The sequence below is a fragment of the Flavobacterium sp. KACC 22761 genome (assembly GCF_034058155.1).
Lineage (GTDB): Bacteria > Bacteroidota > Bacteroidia > Flavobacteriales > Flavobacteriaceae > Flavobacterium.
Genome location: NZ_CP139148.1, coordinates 741,980 through 766,560 on the forward strand (window position 1 = coordinate 741,980; position 24,581 = coordinate 766,560).

General features: G+C 32.1%; 21 protein-coding genes. 17 read left to right on the plus strand and 4 right to left on the minus strand.

Annotated features, from left to right (window positions below):
* Positions 1–50: 50 nt before the first annotated feature.
* Together ribH and SCB73_RS03240 are read right to left on the minus strand one after the other, a co-directional pair.
* Positions 51–623: a 6,7-dimethyl-8-ribityllumazine synthase gene (gene ribH, locus SCB73_RS03235; RefSeq protein WP_320568720.1), complete on the minus strand. Its 573-nt coding sequence runs from the start codon at positions 621–623 to the stop codon at positions 51–53.
* Between the two features lie 108 nt (positions 624–731).
* Entirely contained in the window at positions 732–1,511 is a 780-nt protein-coding gene (locus SCB73_RS03240; RefSeq protein WP_320568721.1) for a tetratricopeptide repeat protein, read from the minus strand.
* A 363-nt stretch (positions 1,512–1,874) separates the two neighbouring features.
* On the opposite strand from SCB73_RS03240, the gene recF reads away from it, so the two are divergent.
* From recF to SCB73_RS03290, 10 genes are all read left to right on the plus strand, one after another.
* A complete protein-coding gene (recF, locus tag SCB73_RS03245) occupies positions 1,875–2,954 on the plus strand; it encodes a DNA replication/repair protein RecF (protein WP_320568722.1) in 1,080 nt (359 codons plus the stop codon).
* A 141-nt stretch (positions 2,955–3,095) separates the two neighbouring features.
* Positions 3,096–3,773, plus strand: a complete 678-nt coding sequence (locus tag SCB73_RS03250) for a DUF2461 domain-containing protein (protein ID WP_320568723.1) — start codon at positions 3,096–3,098, stop codon at positions 3,771–3,773.
* Between the two features lie 87 nt (positions 3,774–3,860).
* Positions 3,861–4,907 (plus strand): glycosyltransferase, encoded by a 1,047-nt coding sequence (locus tag SCB73_RS03255; RefSeq protein WP_320568724.1) that lies wholly within the window; start codon positions 3,861–3,863, stop codon positions 4,905–4,907.
* 178 nt (positions 4,908–5,085) lie between these two features.
* Complete coding sequence (murB, locus tag SCB73_RS03260; protein ID WP_320568725.1) at positions 5,086–6,099, plus strand: UDP-N-acetylmuramate dehydrogenase; 1,014 nt, start codon at positions 5,086–5,088, stop codon at positions 6,097–6,099.
* 73 nt (positions 6,100–6,172) lie between these two features.
* Positions 6,173–6,787, plus strand: coding sequence for an FMN-binding negative transcriptional regulator (locus SCB73_RS03265; protein ID WP_320568726.1), 615 nt, complete (start codon positions 6,173–6,175; stop codon positions 6,785–6,787).
* An 83-nt stretch (positions 6,788–6,870) separates the two neighbouring features.
* Positions 6,871–7,977 carry a glycosyltransferase gene (locus SCB73_RS03270; protein WP_320568727.1) on the plus strand — a complete coding sequence of 369 codons (1,107 nt, stop codon included), beginning with the start codon at positions 6,871–6,873 and terminating at the stop codon, positions 7,975–7,977.
* Entirely contained in the window at positions 7,968–8,519 is a 552-nt protein-coding gene (locus SCB73_RS03275) for an RNA polymerase sigma factor (RefSeq protein ID WP_320568728.1), read from the plus strand. Before SCB73_RS03270 ends, SCB73_RS03275 begins: the two co-directional genes overlap by 10 nt.
* A 156-nt stretch (positions 8,520–8,675) precedes the next feature.
* Positions 8,676–9,500 (plus strand): energy transducer TonB, encoded by an 825-nt coding sequence (locus SCB73_RS03280; protein WP_320568729.1) that lies wholly within the window; start codon positions 8,676–8,678, stop codon positions 9,498–9,500.
* 84 nt (positions 9,501–9,584) lie between these two features.
* Positions 9,585–10,313 carry a DUF4184 family protein gene (locus SCB73_RS03285; protein WP_320568730.1) on the plus strand — a complete coding sequence of 243 codons (729 nt, stop codon included), beginning with the start codon at positions 9,585–9,587 and terminating at the stop codon, positions 10,311–10,313.
* 76 nt (positions 10,314–10,389) lie between these two features.
* Positions 10,390–10,770 (plus strand): PH domain-containing protein, encoded by a 381-nt coding sequence (locus SCB73_RS03290; RefSeq protein ID WP_320568731.1) that lies wholly within the window; start codon positions 10,390–10,392, stop codon positions 10,768–10,770.
* A gap of 67 nt (positions 10,771–10,837) precedes the next feature.
* On the opposite strand, the gene SCB73_RS03295 is transcribed toward SCB73_RS03290, so the two are convergent.
* Positions 10,838–11,722, minus strand: coding sequence for a M48 family metalloprotease (locus tag SCB73_RS03295; protein ID WP_320568732.1), 885 nt, complete (start codon positions 11,720–11,722; stop codon positions 10,838–10,840).
* A 327-nt stretch (positions 11,723–12,049) separates the two neighbouring features.
* Between SCB73_RS03295 and lipA the strand changes: the two genes are divergently transcribed.
* From lipA to SCB73_RS03310, 3 genes are all read left to right on the plus strand, one after another.
* Complete coding sequence (gene lipA / locus SCB73_RS03300; RefSeq protein WP_320568733.1) at positions 12,050–12,916, plus strand: lipoyl synthase; 867 nt, start codon at positions 12,050–12,052, stop codon at positions 12,914–12,916.
* Between the two features lie 74 nt (positions 12,917–12,990).
* The gene (gap, locus tag SCB73_RS03305; RefSeq protein WP_320568734.1) at positions 12,991–13,989 is read left to right on the plus strand and encodes a type I glyceraldehyde-3-phosphate dehydrogenase; all 999 of its coding nucleotides are present in this window, start codon (positions 12,991–12,993) and stop codon (positions 13,987–13,989) included.
* 25 nt (positions 13,990–14,014) lie between these two features.
* Complete coding sequence (locus SCB73_RS03310) at positions 14,015–16,189, plus strand: tetratricopeptide repeat-containing hybrid sensor histidine kinase/response regulator (protein WP_320568735.1); 2,175 nt, start codon at positions 14,015–14,017, stop codon at positions 16,187–16,189.
* Positions 16,190–16,205: 16 nt separating this feature from the next.
* Here SCB73_RS03310 and lpxK read toward each other — a convergent pair whose 3' ends face one another.
* Entirely contained in the window at positions 16,206–17,228 is a 1,023-nt protein-coding gene (lpxK, locus tag SCB73_RS03315) for a tetraacyldisaccharide 4'-kinase (RefSeq protein ID WP_320568736.1), read from the minus strand.
* A gap of 427 nt (positions 17,229–17,655) precedes the next feature.
* On the opposite strand from lpxK, the gene SCB73_RS03320 reads away from it, so the two are divergent.
* The 4 genes from SCB73_RS03320 (at position 17,656) to SCB73_RS03335 (ending at position 24,538) form a co-directional block, all read left to right on the plus strand.
* Entirely contained in the window at positions 17,656–17,814 is a 159-nt protein-coding gene (locus tag SCB73_RS03320) for a hypothetical protein (RefSeq protein ID WP_320568737.1), read from the plus strand.
* 141 nt (positions 17,815–17,955) lie between these two features.
* Positions 17,956–20,442, plus strand: coding sequence for an erythromycin esterase family protein (locus SCB73_RS03325; protein ID WP_320568738.1), 2,487 nt, complete (start codon positions 17,956–17,958; stop codon positions 20,440–20,442).
* Positions 20,443–20,462: 20 nt separating this feature from the next.
* On the plus strand, positions 20,463–21,617 hold the full coding sequence (locus SCB73_RS03330; RefSeq protein WP_320568739.1) for a lanthionine synthetase LanC family protein: 1,155 nt from the start codon (positions 20,463–20,465) through the stop codon (positions 21,615–21,617).
* 68 nt (positions 21,618–21,685) lie between these two features.
* Positions 21,686–24,538, plus strand: a complete 2,853-nt coding sequence (locus SCB73_RS03335; protein WP_320568740.1) for a lantibiotic dehydratase — start codon at positions 21,686–21,688, stop codon at positions 24,536–24,538.
* The last annotated feature ends 43 nt before the right edge of the window (positions 24,539–24,581 follow it).

A 24,581-nucleotide genomic window follows, 5' to 3' on the forward strand; every position in this document is an offset into this window, starting at 1 on the left:
TATACTATTTTACACAGTATAGGTTTTAGTATTTTTAAAACAATTGTGTTTTATTCGTTCTCAATTTTTCTTGGCGAATCTTCGATTTGAAGCGCACCAGAAGTCAATAAAGGCTGATTGAAAGCATGAGCTATTGAAGCCTGCTGACGAATATATGCCATTTTGATCGCTGCAATTGCGGCTTCAGTTCCTTTGTTTCCGTGAACACCACCGCTTCGGTCGATTGACTGTTGCATGTTATTGTCTGTCAAAACGCAGAAAATAACCGGAATATCGGTTTGAACATTCAAATCTTTAATTCCTTGTGTCACGCCTTCACACACAAAATCAAAATGTTTTGTTTCGCCTTGAATTACACATCCAATTACAATTACTGCATCAACATTTTGTGTCTGCAACATTTTTTTTGCGCCATAAATAAGCTCAAAACTTCCAGGAACATTCCATCTGATAATTTGTTGTGCAGGAACATCACAATCGACTAATGCATCAAAAGCGCCGTTATAAAGTCCTTCTGTTATAGTGTCGTTCCACTCAGAAACAACAATCCCAAATCGAAAATCTTTCGCATTTGGGATCGTGTTTTTATCGTATTCTGATAAATTTTTATTTTCAGTAGCCATTTGTACTATTTTAGATTTTAGTTCCGATCCCGAAACATCGGGACGGGATAGATTTCAGATTGCTAAAATACGAATCTAAAATCAAAAATCTGAACTCAAAAAGTATAATTATTGCGCTAATCCGATCAATACATCAACAGAAGCTGCTTCTGGAGTCGCATCAAAATTATCTTTAATATCGTTTAAGTATTTCAGCGCCTCTTCTTTTTGACCTAAAGCAATTGCTGTTTTAGCCGCTTTTAACAAGAAACGAGGTGTAGTGAAATCATTTTTGTTAGTCTCAGCCGCTTTTACATAATAGCTCAAAGCTTCTTTTTGATTGTTTTTTTGCGAGTAAGCATCTCCAATTGCACCAGTTGCCAAAGCACCTAAAATTGCATCTTGAGATTTAAATTCTCCAAGATATTTGATCGCATCGTCAAATTTTCCTGTATTCAAATATGCCATACCAGCATAGTAGTTTGCTAAATTTCCAGCATCAGTTCCAGAATATTCGTCAGCAATTTTAACAAATCCGAATTTACCTTCAGAACCATTTAATGCTAATTTATACAATGAATCACTTGCAACACCATCAACTGCTTTTTGAAAGTTTTGTTGAGCAACAAACATTTCATTTGCAGCTTCATCTTGTTTTGGAGTTTCGATGAATTTTTGGTAAGCCAAATATCCAATTGTAGCTACTGCAATACCAGCAACTAAACCAATAATGATTTTTTGATTTTTAGCCACCCAATCCTCAGTTCTTGAAGCTGTTTCATCTAATTTTGAGAAAACTCCAGCTGTAGTGCTGTCTTTTTCGTCAATAACTACTTGTTGTTCTTCAGTAACTTCTTTAACTTCCTTCTCTTTTGGTGTCTTATATCCTCTTTTATTGTAAGTTGCCATTTAAAAATAATTTAGTGAACGGCAAAAATAAAATTTTTCTTGAAACTGAGGCAAAAAAAATGAATTTTATCACTATTTTAAAAAAAATATTTTTCTCGTTCGCTTGTACTTTCTCAAAAGCATTAAAATAAATCAGTTCGAAACTTCTCTGAAGCCAATTATATCGATAATTTTCGGTAATTTGCACCCACAATTCAAATCAATTTTCTGAAAGCTAAAGAATTTATTTTTTAGCCACAGATTTCACAGATTATCACTGATTATTTTTTAAAAAAAAATCCTTTTAATCCTTTTAATCTGTGGCTGAGCAAAAAATAATTGACACAAAATTTCAAACTTTATCTATATAGAGTCTTTTAAAAAATGCATCTTAACAAAATCTCTTTATTCAATTATAAGAACTTTTCAGAAGCAAGTTTTGATTTCGACATCAAAATCAACTGTTTTGTGGGGAAAAACGGCATTGGAAAAACCAATGTACTCGACGCAATTTATCATTTGGCTTATGGAAAAAGCTATTTTAACCCGCTTGCAGTACAAAATATCAAACATGGCGAAGAGTTTTTTGTGATTGATGCCGAGTTAGACAAAAACGAGAGAACTGAGCAAATTGTCTGTAGTTTAAAAAAAGGACAGAAAAAGGTTTTAAAACGAAATGGAAAAGCTTACGACAAATTTTCAGATCATATAGGATTTATTCCGTTAGTAATTATCTCACCGGCCGATCGTGATTTGATTGTGGAAGGGAGCGAAACACGCCGTAAATTTATGGATAGTGTGATTTCACAACTTGATTCGGCTTATCTGCACGAATTAATCAACTACCAAAAAGTAATTACACAGCGAAATGCACTTTTAAAATATTTTGCGCTCAATCATACTTTTGACAATGATACCTTATCTATATATAATGAGCAACTAAACGAGTACGGAAAATCGATTTTTGAAAAGCGAAAAAATTTCCTCGAGCAGTTTATACCTATATTTAATAGACATCATCAAGCTATAACAGGATCTGAAGAAAGCGTTCAATTAGTCTATGAAAGTCATTTGTTTGAAAAAGAACTTTTGACTCTTTTACAAGAAAACATCAACAAAGATCGCGCACTGCAATATACAAATGTCGGAATCCACAAAGACGATTTGTCTTTTGAAATTGATTCTCATCCAATAAAAAAATTCGGATCGCAAGGACAGCAAAAGTCTTTTTTGATTGCCTTAAAACTGGCTCAATTTGAATTTCTGAAAAAACAAAGCGGCGTAAAACCAATTCTTTTGTTTGATGATATTTTTGACAAACTAGACGAAACGCGTGTTGCCAAAATTGTCGAAATGGTAAATAGCGAAACGTTTGGACAGCTTTTTATTTCGGACACGCATCCAGAAAGAACCGAAGCGATTGTAAAATCGACGCACCAAACGTATAAGATATTTAATTTGTAAAGGTGTTTTTTGCCACGAATTGCACAAATTTCCACGAATTAAAACTTTGACAAAGTTGATTGATATGTAATAAAAAAATTAGTGTAAATTCGTGCAATTAGTGGCAACCTTAAAAATAACTGCAATCAAAAAACACAGCATATGTTAGCGAAAGAATCATTGCAATTTTTAGACGATTTAAAAAAGAACAATAACCGAGAATGGTTTCAAGAGAACAAAAAGCGTTATGAAGTTTTCAAGAAAGACTATCACCAATTGGTAAGTGATTTTCTTGACGCCATGAAGCCGCTTGATCCTTCATTAGAATTGTTGGAAGTAAAAAACTGCACTTTCAGAATTAATCGTGATATTCGTTTTTCTAAAGACAAATCACCTTATAAAGCGCATTTGGGAATCTGGATGTCTGGCGGAACAAAAGGCTTAAACCGTGCTGGATATTATGTTCATATTGAAAAAGGCGCAAGTTTTATTGCCGGCGGATTTTATTCTCCCGAGTCGGAAGATTTAAAGAAAGTTCGTAAAGAAATTGGATTTTTCTATGATGATTTACAAGAAATCTTAAACAACAAGAACTTCAAAAAAGAGTTTGGAAGTTTAGATTTCAACGAAAATAATTCTTTAAAAAGCATGCCTCGTGGTTACGAAAAAGACCATCCTGCAGCCGAGTTTTTAAAATTGAAAAGTTTCACAGCGACTCAGGTTTACAATGTTTCTGAAGTGATGGAAAAAGATTTCGTAAAAAAGATAAGTCAAAAGCTTATTGCTCTAAAGCCACTTAACGAATTTATAAATCGAGCTTTAGATACTGAAGAATTCTAAAAAAGATTAGATCGCCACGAATTTCACGAATTTACACAAATTTATTAGTAGAAATTCGTGAAATTCGTGGCGGAAAAACTTTTATAAATGAATAGGAAAATACTTTTTCTTGGAGAATCTTATCGTGCCGATGCCATCACTTGGATGAAAGGCCTGAAGGAATTTGGCGATTTTGAAATCATTACCTGGGAACTTCAAACTTCAAACAATCAGCGATTCAAACGTATTTTAGAATATTTCTTCGCTCCTATTTCCATTCGAAAAATCATCAAAAAAGAAAAACCAGACATGGTGATTGCTGAACGAACTACCAGTTATGGCTTTCTTGCTGCAATCTCTGGATCTAAAGCCATCGCAATCGCACAGCAAGGCCGAACTGATTTATGGCCAGAAGAGTCTAAATTATATCCTTTTAAAAAATTCATCCAGAAATATGCTTTCAAAAAAGCGCATTTAATTCATGCTTGGGGACCTGTAATGGCAATTCACATGAAAGCATCTGGCGTTGATATGAACAAAGTTTTAGTTCTTCCGAAAGGAATTGATTTATCGCTTTTTACGCCATCAACCAATAATTCAAACAAAATTGAAGCCATTGTAACGCGTTCGTTGCAACCGGAATATCGTCATGATTATATTTTAAAAGCTTTCGGAATTTTGAATCAAAAAGGAATTGATTTTTCTTTGACAATTGTTGGCGACGGAAACAGATTGCAATTTTTAAAAGATTTAGCTACAGCACTTCAAATCGAAAACAAAGTCATTTTTACAGGTAGAATTCCAAATACCGAACTTCCTAAATTATTGCAGCAATCCAACATTTACATCAGTATGCCAATTACTGAAGGTGTTTCGGCATCTTTGTTTGAAGCAATGGCTTGTAATTGCTACCCTATAGTTTCTGATATTCCAGGAAACCAAAGCTGGATCAAACATCGCGAAAACGGACAATTAATTAAAATTGACAATATCGAAATGCTAGCTGAAGAATTAATATGGTCTTTTCAAAATGCTGAATCTCGAAACGAAGCAATTATTCGAAACAGAAAATTTGTAGAGGAAAATGCGAATTATGATAGTAATATGAAGGTTATTTCAGAGAAATATCATGAGTTGTTAGATTCTCGAAAGTGATCAAAAAAAAGTTAGCCACAGATTATTTCAATTAACACAGATTTTCAAAAATCTTTTCAATCTGTGTTAATCTGTGGCAAAAAATCTTAGTGAACTTTACGCAAAACTTTGTGTCTTTGCGGTTAAACCAAAAATTATAATCCTTACTTTTGAACTCAGATTAAAAAGCCTTTTATATATGGAAATCCAATCCAATTTTTCTTTAAAAAAATACAACACTTTTGGCATTGAAGCAAGTGCTAAACAATTCGTTGCCGTTCATTCTATTGCCGAATTGAAAACCATTTTAGAAGAAAACAAAAACGAAAAAAAGTTTATTCTTGGTGGCGGAAGCAATATGCTTTTAACGCAAGACATTGACGCTTTGGTGATTCATATTGATTTAAAAGGAAAAGAAATAATTAAAGAAGATGATGATTTTGTTTGGGTTAAAAGTCAGGCGGGCGAAACTTGGCATGATTTCGTTCTTTGGACGATCGATAACAATTTCGGCGGATTAGAGAATATGTCTTTGATTCCTGGAAATGTTGGCACAACTCCAGTTCAAAATATTGGCGCATACGGAACCGAAATTAAAGACACGTTTGTTTCTTGTGAAGCAATGAATATTGCCACTCAAGAAATGAAAACTTTCAATAACGCAGAATGCAATTTTGGCTATCGCGAAAGCATCTTCAAACACGAAGTAAAAGACCAATATATTATTACTTCGGTTATTTTTAAATTGACGAAACGCAATCATAAAATCAATACTTCTTACGGAGATATTTTGGCAGAATTGGCTAAAAACAATATTTCTGAACCAACATTAAAAGATGTCAGCAATGCGGTAATCGCCATTAGACAAAGCAAATTGCCAGATCCGAAAGAATTAGGAAATAGCGGAAGTTTCTTCAAAAATCCTATTTTACTCAAATCTGATTTTGAGAAAATCCATCAAAAATTCCCAGAAATGAAATTCTACGAAGTTTCAGAAACGGAAGTAAAAGTTCCTGCAGGTTGGCTGATCGAACAAGCTGGTTTTAAAGGAAAACGTTTTGGCGATGCCGGAGTTCATAAAAATCAAGCTTTGGTTTTAGTGAATTACGGAAATGCGACAGGACAAGAAATTTTAGCCGTTTCAAAAGAAGTACAAAAAACTGTTTTCGAAAAATTCGGAATTCAGATTGAAGCAGAAGTCAATGTGATTTAAAACACAAATTTCACAAATTAACACGAATTTTATTGGTGAAAATTCGTGAAATTAGTGGCAAAAAAAAACACAGATGTACACTCCAGACTTATACAAAAACGAGAATCAGGAAGAAATCAGAGCTTTTCTAAAAGAAAACAGCTTCGGAATCTTGATTAATCAAACTAACGGAAAATTATGCGCAACTCATATTCCGATAGAACTGGAATTGAACTCTGAGGGAAAAGAAATTTTGCAGGGACATATTTCAAAACTGAATCCGCAAGCAGAAGGTTTTAAAGAAAATGATCAGGTTTTAGCCGTTTTTACAGGTCCGCATAGTTATATTTCTTCATCATGGTACGATCATGAGAATGTGCCAACTTGGAATTATATAGCCGTACATGTTTATGGCAAAATCAAGATTGTAGATTATGAAACTTCGGTAGAACAATTAAAGAAATTGGTTGACAAATACGAAGCAAATTCTGAAAAGCCAATCCGAGTTGAAGATTTATCAGAAAAAACAATGCGTGAAGCTCGAGGAATCTATGGTTTTGAGATTGAAATAAGTGAAATTCAAGCCACTAAAAAACTATCTCAAAATCGAGATGATTTTAATTATAAAAACATAATTTCGGAATTAGAAAAAACCGAAAACCCTCAGGCTATTGCTGTTGCGAAAGAAATGTCAAAATGCCGAAAGTAAATTGGTTTTAGACATTGAAAATTAGGAATTCATAAGTACATTTGCACTCGCAAGATTCAGAAATTAAAAGATATTAAAATCAGATGCTTACAATTTTATTTTACGTTTTTATTGCTATCGTTGTCGTACAACTTTTTTATTACTTAGGTGTTTTTGGAAAGTTTGCTTTCGCTAAACAACAAGAAGTTACACCCAAAAAACTTCCAGTTTCAGTAATTGTCTGTGCTAAAAACGAAGAAGAAAACGTAAAAAAATTTATACCGCTATTAGCCGAACAAGATTATCCAGATTTTGAAATTGTTTTAATTGATGATGCTTCAAGAGATGAAACCTTAGAAGTTTTTGAAGAATTTGAACAGCAATATTCAAATATCCGATTAGTGAAAGTTGAAAACAACGAAGCTTTCTGGGGAAACAAAAAATACGCACTGACACTAGGAATCAAAGCTTCTAAAAAAGAATACCTATTATTTACAGACGCTGATTGTTATCCAACATCAAAAAACTGGATTACATCAATGACTTCACAATTTACCATGAACAAAACTATTGTTTTGGGTTATGGAGGTTACGAAAAAATCGAACGTTCGTTATTAAACAAAATCATTCGTTTTGAAACGGTTTTAACAGCAGTTCAATATTTGTCTTGGGCAAAAATTGGTTTGCCTTATATGGGAGTTGGACGAAATTTAGCTTATAAAAAAGAAGAATTCTTTAAGGTAAATGGTTTTATTGATCATATTCAGGTGCGTTCTGGCGACGACGACTTGTTTATCAACCAAGCAGCGAGTAAAGAAAACACAACAATTTCATACAATCCTGAAAGTTTTACTTATTCGAAACCAAAGGAATCTTATAAAGAATGGTTCAGCCAAAAAAGAAGACATGTTTCGACAGCGGAATATTATAAGTTTTTTGACAAAATGCAATTAGGCATTTTTTACACCTCACAATTATTCTTCTTTTTATTAGTTATACTTTTATTGTCTTTCCAATTTCAATGGATTGCAGTATTGGCAATATTGGCAACACGTTACACCGTTGCGTGGACTGTAATGGGATTTTCGGCTGGAAAACTTAAAGAAAAAGATTTAAAAATTTGGTTTCCTGTTGTAGAGATAGTGCTGATATTCACACAAATTAATATCTTTATATCTAATATCTTTTCAAAACCGGTACATTGGAAATAAATTCTAAAATAGAAAAAGCAAAAAAAGGCGATCAGATCGCCTTTACTTTTTTATTAGATTTTTATTGGAATGAAGTTTACGGCTTTATGCTGAAACGCACCGAAAACGAAACCATTGCTGAAGACATTACAATTGAAACTTTCTCAAAAGCTTTCGACAAAATTGCCACTTACAATTCTGAATTCAAATTCAATACTTGGCTCATCAGTATTGCAAAAAATGTTTACATTGATATTCTTCGAAAAAAGAAATCAAGCCTTTTTATTGAAATTACCGATAGCGAAGATCAACAGGCATACAATATCGCCGACCCTACTCCATCTGCAGAAGATGCATTAATTAAAGAGCAAAATCTATCCCGTTTGCTTTTATGCATCAAAGAATTAAAACCCCACTACCAAGAAGTTATTCAGTTACGTTATTTTCAAGAAATGTCTTATCAGGAAATTGCAACTAAAATCGATGAGCCTTTAAGCAATGTAAAGGTAAAGCTTTTGCGTGCTAAAAAATTATTGGCAGAAATTATCGAACGTAACAGATAATTTATTATCTTTAAGAAAAGATTACAGTATTATCAAACTTTTTCTTAAAAAAATAATTATCTAACACACTAAAACAACAACTTCTACGTTGTTTGCTAAAACCCAAACCCTATTCGCGTATGATTTAAAGTTACTTAACCTTAAAATCCAAAAATCATGTCAAAATCAAGCATCTATGAAAGCAAGTGGACCGATCTTGTTTTCGAAAACAAAAACAAAGAGTACGGAGCGTATCAATTACGCCAAGAAAATCCTAGAACTACAATTAATGCCTTATTTATCGCATTGTTGTTAATAACCGCCTTAGGAAGCGCATCGATGCTGATTAATAAGTTAAAAACACATGAAATCGTCGAACATGAAATACCACCGGGACCTTTAACACCAGTTAAAATCACGCCAGATTTGGTAAAACCTGTACCACCTGCACCAGTTGCACCTCCAGCCCAAAGTGCTCCAGCTGCACCATCGATCAATACGCAGTTGGTAAACCCAGTGGTTACTGTGGCTTCTCAGGCTACACCAGACATTGCAACAAATACTGAAAACCATACAGTTGTAGACAACGCAACACCTGGTGATGGAACAATTTCAAATACACTACCGGGAAGCAACGGTGGAGAAGGAACTATTGCAGATCCTGCTCCGGTAGACAATAGCCCTGTAATTGCAGCAGCATTAGACAAAATGCCAAGTTTTCCTGGAGGAATGGACAAGTTTTACAGCTATGTTGGAAATAATTTTAAGAGACCAGAACTAGATGCCGAAATGACTCTTAAAGTGTATGTTTCTTTTGTAATTGAAAAAGATGGCTCAATAACTGACATCATGGTACAAAAAGATCCAGGTTATGGAATGGGTAAAGAAGCTATCAGAGTTTTAAAATCATTAAAAACAAAATGGACTCCGGGTATTTTAAATGGAAAACCTGTTAGAACAGCATATAATCTTCCGATCACAATTAAAACACAACCGGAATAAAATAATAATCAAAATACTGAAAGCAGAACTTAGGTTCTGCTTTTTTTGTTACTTTTAAAAACAGAACTCTTACATCAACTTAGAATGCCTTTCACTTTTTCGCATCCTGCCATTATTCTTCCGTTTAAGTATTTTCCAAAAAGATGGTTTTCAATGACTGGTCTTGTCATAGGAAGTTTAACTCCGGATTTTGAATATTTTATTCGAATGAAAGTTAAGAGCATTTACAGCCATACTTTTCTGGGTATTCTTTGGTTTGATTTACCTCTTGCAATTGTCTTGGCTTTTATTTTTCACAATATTGTCCGCAATAGCTTATTTATTAATTTGCCAAAACCCTTTCAAAAAAGACTACATTCATTTACAGAATTTAATTGGAATATTCATTTCAAAAAAAGCTGGTTCGTAATACTAATTTCAATACTGATTGGAATTATTTCGCATCTTTTTTGGGATGCTTTTACTCATGAACATGGTTATTTTGTGAGTCACATTCCAGATTTAAGTCATTTTATTCTTCTTTTCGAAAAGAAAATTCCGATTTGGAAAATATTCCAGCATTTGAGCACTTTTATTGGAGGACTTTTTATCCTTTTAGCTTTATTTAAACTTCCTAAAAACTCTATTTATATATCTTCCATCAACAAAAAATATTGGATTATACTTTCCATTTCAACAGTTGCAATTTTAATTGTAAGATTTTCAGTTTCTTTTGATATCAAAGCATTTGGAAATAGAATTGTTTCCTTAATTTCTGCAATTCTAGCTTCCCTGATTTTGACTCCACTTATAATTAAATCAAAAGTCAATTAGAAAAATTAACAAAATCAATTACTTTTGTCCTTCTTAAAAAAGGCAAAACATTTACACTAAAACTAAAAACTAAAAAATGGGAATATTTTCTGCTCTTATGGGCAACGCAGGAACTGTCAGTCAAGAAGATTTGTTTAAAAAATACGGACAGCTTTTAACCGATAACGAAGAAATTGAAATGGGTTTCAAATTGATTCGCGACACTTTTATCTTCACTAATAAAAGATTAATTCTGGTTGATGTTCAAGGAATCACAGGAAGTAAAACCGAATACAAATCAATTGCTTACAAAAGCATCACTCGTTTTAGCATTGAAACTGCCGGAACTTTTGATTTGGATGCCGAATTGAAAATCTGGGTTTCTAGCGAATTAAACCCTAGCATTGTAAAACAATTCAACAAATCTGTAAACGTATATGATGTTCAGAAAGTTTTGGCACATCACGTTTTAAGATAATCTATTTCATAAACAAAAAAGCGGCAAATTTTAAAATTTGCCGCTTTTTTTTATTTTTACAAAACCACTATTTCTTTTTAGTTGTTGTCGTTTTCTTAGTTGTCGTAGTTGCTTTTTTAGTTGTTGTTGTTTTTGCAACTGGAGCCGTATTTACAATTTTTTGTTGCACATAAGGTTTGTATAGACCATCTTTCTCTGCTCTTGCTTTTGCATCATCAGCTCTTTTTTTCGAATCAGGATGCGAACTCATCATTTGATCAATAAACGAAGCTTCACTTCCTTCACTCATTTTAGCCAAAATTCTAAAAGCAGATTCTTCAGCATTTACATTGTAACCGTTTTTCTTTAAGAAATTATACGAAAACAAATCGGCTTCAGCTTCTTGTTTACGGCTGAATTTGCTATCAATAATAGCACTTCCAATTTTCCCCAATTGGCTATCCGTTACAGCTGTAATTTTTGCAGATTGCGAAGATGCACCATCAATTAGCGCTTCTTTTTGATACGCCGCGCGCATTGCATCTCTTGAATCGTTGTTTGCTACGTGACCAATTTCGTGTCCAATAACCGCCAATAATTCATTATCGTCCATGATATCCATCAAACCAGAATACACACGCACACTTCCGTCAGCGGTTGCAAACGCATTTACTTCTTTTAATTTATAAACCTTAAAATTCAGTGTAAATCCTTCTCCTGTACTATGTTTTCCAAAAACTCGGTTTAATCTCAAAGTATAACCATCATTTGGTCCCGCTACTTCATTTGTCGAATCTAATTTACGAACTGCCTCTTTTGACAAAGCCGCGGCATCTGCATTACTCAATGTAAACCCTGTAACACCTTTTTGAAGAGCTCCTAATGCTTTATCACCTAAATTTATTTGCGCATTCATTTTAGTAAAACCCAACGTGGCAAATAAAACTCCAAAAACTAGTAATTTCTTTTTCATGTTTTTATTTATTACAATTTAACAACAAATGTACTACATTATTTTTCCAATTTTATTTCAAAAAATGCTATTTTATAACAATTAAAGGTATAAAATTTAAAGGATTAAGAACCAGTCGCATGTCATATTTATTTTTCTTAATCATAAATGCAAAGAAAAAAGAAGTATTTTGCCATCTAAAACTCAATAAAACCATCTTTTTAACATTTAAAATTCATTAAAATCAAAAGCTAATTAAGTCAATAAAACACCTTGGCATCAAATTAACCCCTAAACAAATCTTCAAATAAACTACATTCCGTATCTTTGTGTTTTGAATTTTGATATATGGAAACAGTCATTGAAAATATACCAACTGGAAAACCTAAATGGTTAAAGGTGAAACTTCCAATTGGACAAAAATATACTGAACTTCGTGGTTTAGTTGATAAATACAGCTTAAATACCATTTGCACCTCTGGAAGTTGCCCAAATATGGGAGAATGTTGGGGTGAAGGAACCGCAACTTTTATGATTCTTGGAAATGTTTGCACTCGTTCATGCGGATTTTGTGGCGTAAAAACAGGAAGACCTGAAACTGTTGATTGGGACGAACCTGAAAAAGTAGCGCGTTCTATAAAAATCATGAACATCAAACACGCTGTAATTACAAGCGTTGACAGAGATGACTTGAAAGATGGCGGATCTATTATCTGGATTGAAACGGTAAAAGCAATCCGAAGAATGAACCCAAATACTACACTAGAAACTTTAATTCCGGATTTTCAAGGAATTGAAAGAAATATAGACCGAATCGTTGAAGCAAATCCTGAAGTGGTTTCGCATAATGTTGAAACGGTTCGCCGATTGACACGTGAAGTTCGTATTCAAGCAAAATACGATCGCAGTCTTGAAGTTTTGCGCTATTTAAAAGAAAAAGGAATCAACAGAACCAAATCTGGTATCATGCTAGGTCTTGGCGAAACTGAAGAAGAAGTTTTTCAGACTATGAGAGATTTGCGCAATGCAAATGTAGATGTTGTTACTATTGGACAATACCTTCAACCAAGTAAAAAACATTTGCCTGTCAAAGAATTTATCACTCCGGAGCAATTTGCGAGATACGAAAAATTCGGACTTGAATTAGGTTTCCGCCATGTGGAGAGCGGTCCTTTAGTTCGTTCTTCATACAAAGCACAAAAACACATTTTATAATAAAAGTTAATCGTTTAATCGTTTAATTGTCAAACCGACTAAACGATTAATCGACTAAACAAATCAACTAAAAATTGAAAACAAGAATTGCTATTAATGGTTTTGGAAGAATTGGAAGAAATTTATTCCGCTTGCTTTTAAACCATCCTGAAATTGAAGTGGTTGCGATCAACGATATTGCCGACAACAAAACGATGGCACATTTGATAAAATACGACAGCATTCATGGTGTTTTGCCTTATACTGTGAGCCACGATGAAGAATCAATTATTGTAGACAACAAAAAGTATTTGTTTTTTCACGAAAAAAGCATTTCAAGTTTAGACTGGAAAAGCCACAATATTGATTTTGTAATAGAATCAACCGGAAAATACAAAACGCACGAAGAATTAAATGCGCATCTGGAAGCTGGAGCAAAAAAAGTGATTCTTTCGGCTCCTTCTGAAGTTGATACAATAAAAACTGTTGTTTTAGGTGTAAACGAAAATATTTTGGACGGAAATGAAAATATAGTTTCAAATGCAAGTTGTACGACAAACAACGCCGCTCCAATGATAAAAATCATTGATGAACTATGTGGCATCGAGCAAGCTTACATTACCACTATACATTCGTACACTACTGACCAAAGTCTCCACGACCAGCCACATAAGGATTTACGTAGAGCGAGAGGCGCAAGTCAATCAATTGTTCCAACAACTACAGGTGCAGCTAAGGCATTAACAAAAATTTTTCCTAAATTGCATCAAAAAATCGGAGGATGTGGCATTCGCGTCCCTGTTCCCGATGGTTCATTAACAGATATTACTTTCAATGTAAAGCGCGCCGTTACTATTGAAGAAATTAATAAAGCTTTTGAAAAAGCCTCAAAAACAAATTTAAAAGGGATATTAGATTACACAGAAGATCCTATCGTTTCTGTTGATATTATTGGCAATACGCATTCGTGTTTATTTGATGCCCAGCTTACTTCGGTAATTGATAAAATGGTAAAAGTTGTGGGTTGGTATGATAATGAAATTGGCTATTCATCAAGATTAATAGATTTGATTTTACTGATAAGAAAAACATAGATTCATTGTAAAAGCATTGCCATACATGAAATACCACATTCTTATTCTTATTTGTTTTTTAAATTCATTTTTGTATTCTCAAACCAAAAAGAATACAGATAGCGTTTCCTATTACAATAAATTAGCCAACTCAAATCTCGATAAACAAAAGTACACACAGGCCGTTTTTTACACCAAAAAATCTATTGATTTTTGCCAAACCAATAATAAAACCGAAAATTTAGCCAATCAGACTTTCAAGCTCGGGAAAATTTATTACAACCAGCAAAAATATGATGAAGCACTAAAAAACTTCCACAAAAGCGTTTCATTATTTGACAAAGTAAAACCAACTTGTACTAAAATTTTGGCACTTCATTATATTGGAGCCTCAAACACTGCACAGGGAAATTTTGAAATTGGCAATATCTATTACAAAAAAGCCGACAGTTTATTAAAAAAACTAAAACTTGTTGATCATGCTGAAATTTTGGATTACCAAAAGGCGATGGCGTTAAAAATTGGTAAAAATCTACCGCTTTCAGCAAAAACTTTTCAAAAAATAGTAAGCAAACCAGACAATCCAAAAATAATCAAAACCAAGGCTGATTCCTATTATCAGCTTGGACTGATCGAAACAATACTGAAAAGAAATGATTCGGCTTTAGTTCATTTTGACAACGCTTTAGATTATAGTGCCAAAAACAACAACTTGGCTCAAAAATCAAAAATTATACTTGCGATTAGCCAGTACTACAAAAAGAATCGAAATTTTGATCTTGCCTATTCCTATCTCGATGAGCATTATCAAATCGAAAACTATATTTTAAAACTGAAAAATGCAAAATTGGATTTCAATGATTTTGAGAAATTCAAAAAAACACAATCTATAAACAATACGCTGAAACGCGAAAGTGATCAAAAAATCCAGCTAAAAACCTACCGTTACTCTAAATTAGTGAGTATTTTGGCAATCGCATTAATTTCGATTTTATCGCTTTTGAGTTTGGCTTTATACAAAAACAACATTATTCGAAATCAGAATAATTTGCTTTTAAGAGAAAAAAACAAAGAATTGATTCTTGCTAAAAACAAAGCAGAAAAAGCATCAAAAGCCAGATCTGAATTTTTGTCGACAGTAAGCCATGAACTCCGGACACCATTGAATGCGATCAACGGAATTACGCATTTACTTTTGGAAGACAATCCAAAAAAGAATCAGCTAAAATACTTGGAATCTTTGAAATTTTCAGGCAACTATTTGACTACATTTATCAATGAGATTTTGGAAATCAATAAAATCGACTCCACAAAAGTCGAAGTTGAATACATCAGTTTCAATTTAAAAGAACTTTTATTCAATATTCAAAGTTCGCTTAAAGAATTGGCTACAGCCAATAAAAACTATTTCAATCTTGAAATCGACGAAGCTATTCCTGATAATTTGATTGGAGACCCAACAAAATTATCTCAAATAATACTTAATTTAATCAACAACGCTTTAAAATTTACCCAAAACGGACATGTAAATGTAATTGCAAAATTGTATGCAATTGAAGAAGAAAATGCAACCGTTTATTTTGAAATTGTTGATACAGGAATTGGAATTCCAGAAGACAAACTACAAACTGTTTTTGAAAGTTTTTCACAAGGTTCTATTGAAGTAAACCGCAAATATGGTGGAACCGGCTTAGGCTTGACTATTGTAAAAAAACTAATTGAGCTCCTTGGAGGCGAAATAAAACTTAAAAGCGAGGTGGGCAAAGGGTCAACTTTTACCTTTAAGCTGAATTTCAATATTAACACCGAGCCATTGGAGGTTGTCGAAGAAACCACCAAACTATACAGTGATACACAATTAGAGCATAAATCGATCTTATTGATTGAAGACAATAAAATCAATCAGATGATTACGCGTAAAATGCTGGAAAACAAAGCAATTTCTTGCGAAATAATCGATAATGGCGAAGAAGCTGTCGAACTTTTAAAAGTAAAGCGTTTTGATATGGTTTTAATGGATGTTCATTTGCCTGGCATTAACGGAACAACTGCCACAAAAATGATTCGAGAGTTTGACAAAACGACTCCAATTATTGCTTTGACTGCAATTTCGCTTGACGAAAACAGAGACATGCTTTTATCTTTTGGAATGAATGACGTGATTACAAAACCGTTTGTTCCAGATGAATTTTATAGCACAATTGCCAAGTTTTTTGATTAACTAAGATGCTAAGTTTTTAAGAAACTAAACTACTTTTTATGTACTCCAAAATTGTCGCATCAAAATTTTGCTGATGGTTTATAAAAGTGCTTTTTATTGGCAAATAATACAATTGAGAAACCAATTTTGAATCCTTCAAACGCACATAATCTTTCTCGGTTGTAATTATTTTTCTTCCTTTTGCTTTTTCTTGAATCGATTCTAAATCAGCATCAGAAAAATGATGATGATCAGGAAAAGTCAGGCATTCGTCATTTTCATTTTTTAAATAATCAAAAAATGGTTTCGGTTTTGCAATACCCGCTAAAAGCACTTTAGATTTGGGCTTAATTTTAGCAACCTCAACTTTTTCATTTTGCCCATAAATTACCTCATCATAATCTATAAAAGTAAAAAAGATTTGTTGCGAACAGCTTAATTTTAGTTTTAAACGAATTTCGGCTTGTTCTTCTTCAGATAAAATTTTAGGGCATTTTGTCACCACAACAACATTGGCTCTCGTTGCGCCGCTCCTGCTTTCGCGCAAATTCCCTGTTGGCAGCATAAAATCATCTACATACAAATCATCGTATGCGCTTAATAAAATATAAAAACCGGCTTTTACTTTTCTGTGCTGATAAGCGTCGTCTAGCAATACGATTTCTGGCTTTTCTTTCTGCGAAAGCAACTGCTGAATTCCATTTGTGCGATTGGCGTCAACTGCCACCATTACATTTGGAAATTTTTGATAAAACTGGAAAGGTTCATCGCCAAGAATTTCGGCAGTAACATTCTCATCGGCTAAAACAAAACCTTCTGATTTTCTTTTATAGCCACGACTTAAAGTTGCGATTTTATATTTATCAGTTAATAACCGAATCAAATATTCAATTTGAGGCGTTTTTCCGGTTCCGCCCACACTTAAATTGCCAACAGCAATTACAGGAATATCAAATGAAGTCGATTTTAAGATTCCTTTGTCAAAAAGAAAATTACGGATTGAAGTTATGAATCCATATATAATAGCGAAAGGGAAAAGTAATTTTCGGAGTAATTTCATTTTACGAAAGTATAATTTTTTTGTGCTATTAATAGAAATTGCTAAAATAAAAAAAATGGCAAAATTGTAAGTAAAAAAGCTTGCTTTAATTTTTCAAAAAGGCCAACAAACACAAGAGCTCACAAAGGAAAATCTGTACTATTTTTCTCAAATACAAACAAAAAAGAGGCATTTTGGCACTTAAAAATACGATAATTCTCATTTTATCATTAATAACATTTTATGATAGCTAAGAAATTAATCCTTAGCTTCTTTCATAAAAACTTAAAAAATTGTCAGAAAAAAATATAAAAACAAAAAATTATTATACTATTTTTAGAACGAATTTTCTTTAAACAATTTAAAACCCCAAGTGCACGTGGCAAAGTTTTAATGGCAAGAAATCAAAAAACCTAAAAACATTTATTAATATCAAAAATCGTAAAAGATGAAAAAATTAAAATTAGAGAACTTAAAAGTTAAAACTCTAACTAAAGAAGAACAAAAAACTGTTAAAGGAGGTCTAGAACAAGAGTTTTTATCTATTGGAGTTACGTGCAGTTTAAGAAATTCTTGCGAAAGAGTTTGCGGACCAATAATTGCTTAATAAAAAATATTTTAGCATTTAGAATAGTTATCTAATAACTGTTCCAACTCACACAAGGGCTATCCATTACAGATAGCCTTTGGTTTTTATTCTTCCAAACCAGCTTATTTAAGTGAATTCTGATTAGAAAACTAATAGATCATGAAATTTTTTTTTACGTTATGTTGCATTTTACTTTTAAATTTTACTTTTTCACAAAATATAATACCAGGCAAATATTCTACAATCAATAATAGCAACTACACTTTTTTAGACACAATTCTTAAAAATAAAAAAATCGTTTTATTGGGAGAGCAATCTCATGGCGACGGGGCTACTTTTGATGAAAAAGTAAATCTCATAAAGTATTTGCATGAAAAACAGAAATACAATAGTATTGTTTTTGAAAGTGGAATGTATGATCAATACAAAGCATTTCAAGAATATTCCAAAAAAAAGACTTCAATAGCAGTTTTCGACCAGAGTATCTTAGATATATGGTCTGATACCAAAGCATTTCAAAATTTGCTTCTTTATATTGAAGAATGCGCCCAAAAAAAAGATACTATAAAAATCTTAGGATTTGATACTCAAGAAGGAGTGTTTTTTTCGAATCATTTTATGAGTGATCTCACTGAATTGATTAAAAACAGAAAAATCAATATTGCAAAAAATAGCTTGACAAGAATAGAAAAAGCTTTTGTTTTTAGAGATTTGGAGCGCATTGCCAATAACAAAAAAGATTCTACTGATTTGTATCAGGATTTTCATTTTCTAGTAAATGCTCTGAAAGAAATAAAAGACCCGACTTTTCATGAAAAAATGATGAAACAGGTTATTATTAGCAAAATTTCGGATGTCGATTTTGAAATCATGCAATTACAAAACCAAAAAATTGCGGTTCAAAATCCAAGAGACGAGCAAATGGCAAAAAATTTGATTTTCTTATCTGAAATGTATCCAAATGAAAAAATGATTTGCTGGGGAGCTTCATATCATTTTTCAAAAAACATCGACCAAACAGAATATACTGAAGTCACTGAAAGCTATTTACAAAAGCAATCGAATATTGAACTTAAAACTACTGGTTTTACAGATTATATTCCCGGCGAAGGAGCGAAACTCCTTGAAGGCGCTTTACCAATGGGTGGCTTTTTAAAGAATTATTTTAAGGATGAAATTTATAGTATTGCGTTTTCTTCTTATGAAGGCTCATATGGACGCGTAGATGGCAAATCGTTCCCTATTCTTACTCCTCCTGAAAATAGCATCGAATTACAAAATGCAAACAAGGGCTATAATAAAACTTTTTTCGAATTTGACAAGAAAGACACGAAGCGATATTATTGCTCCGCATTTGGAAACATTCCTATAAAAGCGAGATGGAATGCTATTTTTGATGGCTTTTTTTTCATTAAAAAATCATATCAGCCTGAAGCAAGATTTTTTGAAAAAGAAAACTATGTACCAACCCTAAAAGATGCATTTGTACTAAATGGAAAAATAAATGATTTTAAAAATCATAAAATCATAGCAAATGCCGACATCATAATGCTTCAAACAAATAAAAGCATTCTAGCAAATAAAGAAGGTGCATTTTCTATCATTGTAGATAAAGCCAAATTTAACAACAAAATTATTGTATCGGCTTTTGGGTATATTTCAGATACGATTTCAATTAAAAATCTTGTTGATGCCAATAAACATTTTATAAAGGTAAAATTAAGACCATTTCAATTTCAAGCTATTAATTTAAATGAAGTTGTGATAAATTCAAACTCAAAATTATTATCTGCAGAAGAAATCGTAGCAAAAGCTCAGCTCAATATTGAACTTAATTACAATCAAAATCCTTACAATCAAACATTTTTCTTTCGCAATCAAGTGATCAAAAACAATGAGGTTATTTCGCAGGACGAATCAATTATAACGACTTATAATTCAATGGGAATGAAAGGCGTCAATAATCCTGATGAAAAAATATTTGGAGAAATATTGCAAACTCGTGAAATTGTAAAAAACACTTCACAAAATAAACTCGGCAGTATGAACACTTTTGCATTTTTGTTTGATCGTGACCTTATATTAAGCAAAGCCAATGTACTTTATAAACCGGAATCCTATACTTTAAAAAAAGAAGGCATTGTCCCTTATAATGACCAGAAAGTTTATAAAATAAGTTTTCAAAACAATGAACCTGGAGCTTATTCTACTGGTTATGGTTATCCGGCACCAAAAAAATCATCGGGCGTTTTATATATAGACACACAAACATTTGCCATATTAAAATATGAACATTGTGTGGCGAGAGAACCGTTTGAAGTAAAAAGCCAAGCGGGCAAAACTGCCCAAATGAATCATAAAATCACAATAACGTATAAATTATCAGAAGGAAAATATTTTATCAATTATCTAAATGTAATAGACAAATCAATCATCACCTCAACAGCTGACAATTCTTTTTTATACGACACTTATAATGTCAACAACTTAATGTCTACGGAAGTAAAAACAACAAATACTCAAAAACTTAATCGACCACTTTTAAAAATTGGTTTAAATAATACTGTTCAGGAAAATTTAGACTTTTGGAAAAATAATAGTTTTATCCTACCTGATGAAAAAATCATTTTCGATTTATGTTATTAACGAAAAATCAGCAAAAGAGCATGAATCCTATAATTACAAGAATAGAAGAAAAAATATGGCAATCTGTTGAAACAGAAAAAAGAATAGGTGCTCTGGATGGTCTGTCTGGAATTGCTTTATTTTATAATTATCTGCTGGAGATTGAATATCAGGAGGAATATCAAAATAAATTGTTTACGATAATTGACAAAATTGGCGATCTAATTTCTGAAGAAAGCTACAATTCATCTTTATGCTCCGGAATAGCTGGATATGCTTGGGTTTTAGCAAAAATGAAAAACAAAAACCTAGAAATTGAAGAAGATTATTTTGAAGCACTAGATGCTCTTTTAGAAGAAAGTCTGACCGAAGAAGCTAACAAGAATTATTATGATTTTTTGCACGGCGCATTTGGCATCGCTTTATATTTTATAGAACGATATAAAACTACAAAGAACAAAGACATCGAACATATTTTAGTCCAGTTTTCAAATAATCTGATAGACAAAATAAAGAACAATCCGAAAGACCTATTTTTAAGCAACTCTGAAAAACCAAATCTTAAATGCTATTATTTTGGCTTAGCACATGGTATATCGGGCATTCTAAATTTTCTGATTCATCTTCAAACAAATCTTGACAAAAATAGTCCAGATGTTCATACGGCAATTTATACCATAATTGAATTCATGGATACTTTTAAAATTTTTGATGAGGAATCTAAACAATATTATCCAAGTCAAATTTTTGAAGATAACTTATCTGTTACAAAAGCGCGACTTGGCTGGTGTCAGGGCGATTTAGGCATAGCAAATGCAATTCTTAATTCAGGATTATTTTTAAACAATTCAAACATACAAGAAGAAGCTGTTGCCTTAATCGATTCAACTAGAAAAATAAAAGTAAAAGAATCTTTAGCAAACGATTTTGCGATTTGTCATGGTTCAGCTGGCATAATATTGCAATATTATTTAGCCATGGCAAAAACAAAAGTACCAACTACGGATACAATGATGATTTGGCATGAAAATCTAAAAAAACAAACTAATGATTTTTCAGATTTTAAAAGTTTTTTTATTGATAAATACATAAATGAAACCAATATTTTGAACGGCGCCGCAGGTCTTGGACTTGCATTATTGACAATAGAAAACAAAATCCAATCAGACTGGACCGAATGTTTAAATTTATATTAGAGACTTTTCTATCCAAATTCAAAAACCAAACCGTGCATTCCATTTAATAGCCAAAACAAAATTTTAAAATGAAGTTTTTTAATACCATTATCAAAAGAACTGCGTCATTCCCTATTGAATCTTATACTGAAAACCGCAATAATATTAAGGCGTTTTTTTTCAACAATGATTTATTTCAATTATCTATTTTATTCGCTTCAAGAAGTTTATATAACGATGTTAAAAAAAACAAATCAGGCAAAACCAATCTTTCGCTAAACAAATATTTCTCGAGAGCTCATTTTAACCCAATTCCGTTCGGACTTTTTACCAGTGTTGGTTCTTCTGAATGGCGCGACAAAACGGTTTTATTAAAATCAAAACTTTTAGAACTTAAAGTAGAATTTGACAATTTATATATTTCTGAAAAAACCAACCTTATAAACGCTGAAGAGTGGAAACAATATAGGTATTTTACAAATCCTTCCGTTCACTTTTTAAGTCCGGAAAAAATTAGTTTTTATAAATCTCAAAAATTACCCATTGGATCTTATGAAACAAAATATGTAGAGCTCGATTATGACGAAGATATTCAGTGGCTGCTTGACCGATTCAAAAACGGAACTAGCATTAAAGATGTGACTAATGATTTACTTGAAAATGAATTCTCATTATCAGAAATTGATGCCTTTTTATTAGAAATTATTAGTGCCGGACTTATCATTAACGAAGTAACATTTCATCCCTATCGAGAAACAATCTATAAAAACTCGGTTCCTTCGACATTAATAAATCTTAGTACATATAAATTAGAATCAAAAAATGATTTCGATTACTTTACGACAAATTATATAGCAGAACAAGATATTTATTTGTCTGAAGAAGGAATACAAAGTAGTTACTCCCATTCTATTTCATTATTTGAAAAAGAATCCGATTATTTAGATTCTAAAATTCAAGAAAAACTATTCAAATACATCCAATTTAATGTAAATTATAATAGCGATTATACACCAATTACAAATTCAGTATTAGAATTTGGCAATAAATTTTATCATAGTTTTAGCGACGGCTACATTCCTTTGAGCAAAGTATTTAATCCTTACTCAGGATTAAAATATAGTACAACTGAATTCAAAAATGAGAACAAACTTCATTCGGATATATTATCGCAAATTTTGACCGCGTCCTCAAAAGAAGTTCTTCTTAAAAATGTAAAAACATCCATAAAAAGCAAAAACCAATTACCGGCAACTTTCAATGTTATTTTCGAAATATTGAATTGCAAAATTACCGGAAAAGAAATTGTGTATTGCAAATCAGTGACTGGAACTTCTGCAATAAACCTATTATCAAGATTCAATCACATTTCTGAAGCTGCATGTCAAGATATTGCAAATTTTGAAAAAGAAATCTATAAGGATAAAATCATTGCCGAAATAAACATGATTGCCAAACCACGAGCTACAAATATTATTTCCTCTCATCAATATTACGATTATAATATTCCTATAAATACGGCACATTCAGAAAATTCAAACCCAATTTACTTAGCTGATCTTTATTTGCGTTTTAATGGATCTGGCTTTGTTCTAGTTTCTAAAAAACATCAGAAAGAAATAATTCCCCGAGTAACATCAGCGATAAACAATGGGTTATCTGATTCTGAAGCGCATCGATTTTTGGCAGATTTACAGTCACAAAATAATGAAATTCATCATATAAACTTCAATCTAAATTATTACAAGAATTTTTATTTACCCTATGTTCCTAGAATTTATCTTGATGATGATCTTTTACTATATCCGGCGCAACTTTTAGTGGCAAACAACAATTATACTTTTGAGCAGTTTAAAAAAGTGTTATTTGAAAATGTAGAAAAAAATGATTTTTCTAAAAGAGTTTCTTTAACAGATAAAAAAGGAGAGATCATTATCGATATTGAAAATGACGAGCATTTGGAAATTTTGTTTTCCAGATTTAGCACATCTAATACTTTCTATATTTCAGAATCATTGTATGAATCTTTTTTTCCTGCAATATCTTCTAACGAGAAACATCATGCTCATGAATTTGTGGCAAGTATCAAAAACACCGAATTTACATCTGTAAAAAACACTTTTAAAATCCCTGAGGAAGATAATTTTGAAACCGTAAATGTTCCAGTATTATCAAATTGGTTATACTTGGATTTAACCTGTAATCCTTATGCCCAAAATGATTTGCTGACCATTATTTATGATGCAATTTTATCTGAGGAAACAGTCGATCAATTCTTTTATGTAAGATATAATTATCCCGAAAATCACTTAAGAGTAAGGTTTAAAACAGAATCCAAAAAATTAAAAGAACATATTATCAGTGAAATCAACAATCTGAAAACTAAAAATTTCATTCTTACTTACAAAATCTTGCCCTATGAACCAGAAACTTATAGATACGGCGGAAAAGAATTATTAAACGTAACTGAATCAATTTTTAGCAAAGACAGCTTCGACACCATTCAAAATATTCTAAAAACAGAACCAAATGACGAAAAAATAATTTGTTTTTCAGTCTTAAAAATACAGTACTATTTTAGTCTTTTTGGCTTCACTTTAGATCAAATGATCATGCTCTGCGATGCCAATATTGAAAGTTTTTCAAATGAATTTACTTTATCGGCAACTTTAAGGAAAGAACTCAATCAAAAGTTTTCAGTCGTAAAAAATAAATTCGACGATATAATTTATGCTAATTTTCTTAACGACGAAAGTTTAAAATCAACCCTGAAAAGTCATTTAGAAAAAAGTGATTTAATTAGATCTAATTATGCTGCCGATTTGATTCATATGAGTCTCAATCGCCTTTTTGATAAAGAGCAACGCTACAATGAATTTAAAAGTTATTATTGGGCAAAGCTTTACTTCAACAGACTAAAGTTTACAAAAAATGCCAATTAACAGCAATCGACATCGTTTCCTTGATTGTAATAGTTTAGAATTT